Source organism: Bradyrhizobium sp. YR681, from assembly GCF_000282615.1.
GTDB lineage: Bacteria > Pseudomonadota > Alphaproteobacteria > Rhizobiales > Xanthobacteraceae > Bradyrhizobium.
The window spans coordinates 1-2264 of sequence record NZ_AKIY01000316.1; the positions used below are offsets into that span (position 1 = coordinate 1).

Below are 2264 nucleotides of genomic sequence, written 5' to 3' on the forward strand. Positions count from 1 at the left end.
CCGGCAGCAGCCGCTCGCCGTTGATCTGGTGCGACAGGCCGAGCGCCGAGAGCATGATGAACAGGTTCATCTCGGCAATCCCAAGCTCGAGATGCTGACCCTTGGGCGAGAAGTCCCAGTTGAAGGTGGAGGGAATTTTCTCGCTGCGGAATAAGTCCGCCTTCTCGCCGCGCGCGAACAGGCCGCGCCGGTTCACCCAGGGACCGAGATTGGTCGAGACCGTGACGTCGGGCGAGGTCGTGACGATGCGGCTGGCCAGCTCGCTGTCGCCGCGCGCGATCTCGTTCAGCACGAGGCCAAAACCCTGCTGGGTCGACATCTGCGGCGATGGCTTGAAGGCGAGCTGCCGGGGGACCTCGACGACGGGGGCGGTCAGCCGGCGACCATCCTGGTTGAACGGCACGCGCGCGAGGAAGGCGTCGAGTTCGGCGGCGTCCTGCGCGAGGCCCTCGTATCTGTCCCATTCGTGGCCGGGCCGGATGTTCTGGCTCTGGCGATATGTCTCCATCTGCGCGACCGTCATCAGGCCGGCGTGGTTGTCCTTGTGGCCCTGGAACGGCAGGCCGACGCCCTTGATGGTGTAGGCGATGAAGCAGACCGGGCGATCGTGATCGATGGATTCAAACGCGTCCAGCATGCTCGCCATGTCGTGGCCGCCGAGATTCGACATCAGCGCCAGCAGCTCCTCGTCGCTGCGCTTGTCGATCAGCTTGGTGATCGGACCCTGGTCGCCGATCTCGTCGTGCAGATGCTTGCGGAAGGCCGCACCGCCCTGGAAGCACAGCGCCGCATAGAGCGCGTTCGGGCAATTGTCGATCCAGCGCTTGAGCGCCTCGCCGCCTGCTTCCGCAAAGGCCTCGCGCATCAGGCGGCCGTATTTCACGATCACCACGTCCCAGCCAAAGTTGCGGAACATGGTCTCGAACTTTTCCCAGAGCCCCTCGCGCACGACGGCGTCGAGCGACTGACGGTTATAGTCGACCACCCACCAAGTGTTGCGCAGGCCATGCTTCCAGCCCTCCGCCAGCGCCTCGAAGATGTTGCCCTCGTCCATCTCGGCGTCGCCGACCAGCGCAATCATCCGCCCTTCGCGGCGGTCCTTCATCCAGCCATGCGCCTTGACGTAATCCTGCACCAGCGAGGCGAACAGTGTCTGCGCGACGCCGAGGCCGACCGAGCCGGTCGAGAAATCGACGTCGTCGACGTCCTTGGTGCGCGAAGGATAGGACTGCGCGCCCTTGAAGCCGCGAAAATTCTCCAGCTTCTCGCGGCTCTGCCGGCCGAACAGGTACTGGATGGCGTGGAACACCGGGCTCGCGTGCGGCTTCACCGCGACGCGGTCCTCGGGCCGCAGCACCGAGAAATACAGCGCCGACATGATGGTCGCGAGCGAGGCCGAGGAGGCCTGATGGCCGCCGACCTTGAGCCCATCCGCGTTGGGACGGACGTGGTTGGCGTGGTGGATGGTCCATGACGACAGCCACAGCGCCTTGCGGCTGAGGGCAGTCAGGGTTTCGAGACGCGCGGAATCGACGGGCATGGCGATGCTCCGGAAAATAACGCGGATCATACCCCTGCGGGGCGGGCCAGATTTCCCAATTTATCGCGTCATACCCGCCAAGATTAGGATACCATACCAACAATAGCCCATGAAATACAGGTTTCATCCCAATGCCAGAGCTCGACGCCATCGACCGCAAAATCCTCGGCTCCCTCCAGAACGACAGCCGGCTGACCATGCAGGAGCTCGCCGACAAGGTCGGGCTTTCGGTCTCGCCGTGCCATCGCCGGGTCAAGCTCTTGGAGGAGCGCGGCGTGATCTCGCGCTACATCGCGACCGTGGACCAGAAGGCGCTGGGGCTGCATGTCAGCGTCTTCATCTCGATCAAGCTGGCGCGGCAGAAGGAGGAGGACCTCAACCGCTTCGCCCGCGCCATCTCGAAATGGGACGAGGTGCTGGAATGCTACCTGATGACCGGCAACCGCGACTATCTCTTGCGCGTGGTGGCGGCCGACCTCGCCTCCTACGAGACGTTCCTGAAGACCAAGCTGACCCGGCTCGACGGCATCGCCTCGATCGAGTCGAGCTTTGCGCTCAGCCAGGTCAAATATTCGATCGCGCTGCCGGTCTGACGTCTGCGCCTATGATGCGACGATCGAGCCACGCACTCGGTCAACCTCTCCCGCTTGCGGGGGAGGTCGGCGCGTAGCGCCGGGTGGGGGCTCTCTCCACATTGGGATTATCCCGATGCGGAGACACCCCC

General features: G+C 64.2%; 2 protein-coding genes. One reads left to right on the top strand and one right to left on the bottom strand.

All coding sequences use genetic code 11. The annotated features are described in order from the left end of the window. On the bottom strand, window positions 1-1540 hold a 1540-nt coding region (locus tag PMI42_RS33885; protein ID WP_008143589.1), incomplete at its 3' end, for a thiamine pyrophosphate-binding protein. Window positions 1541-1671: 131 nt separating this feature from the next. On the opposite strand from PMI42_RS33885, the gene PMI42_RS33890 reads away from it, so the two are divergent. Continuing rightward, window positions 1672-2133: an Lrp/AsnC family transcriptional regulator gene (locus PMI42_RS33890; protein WP_008143590.1), complete on the top strand. Its 462-nt coding sequence runs from the start codon at window positions 1672-1674 to the stop codon at window positions 2131-2133. The last annotated feature ends 131 nt before the right edge of the window (window positions 2134-2264 follow it).

Bases quoted from the DNA above. Each gene is read 5' to 3' on its own strand.
- PMI42_RS33890 (WP_008143590.1), top strand. From the start codon at position 1,672: ATGCCAGAGCTCGACGCCATCGACCGCAAAATCCTCGGCTCCCTCCAG.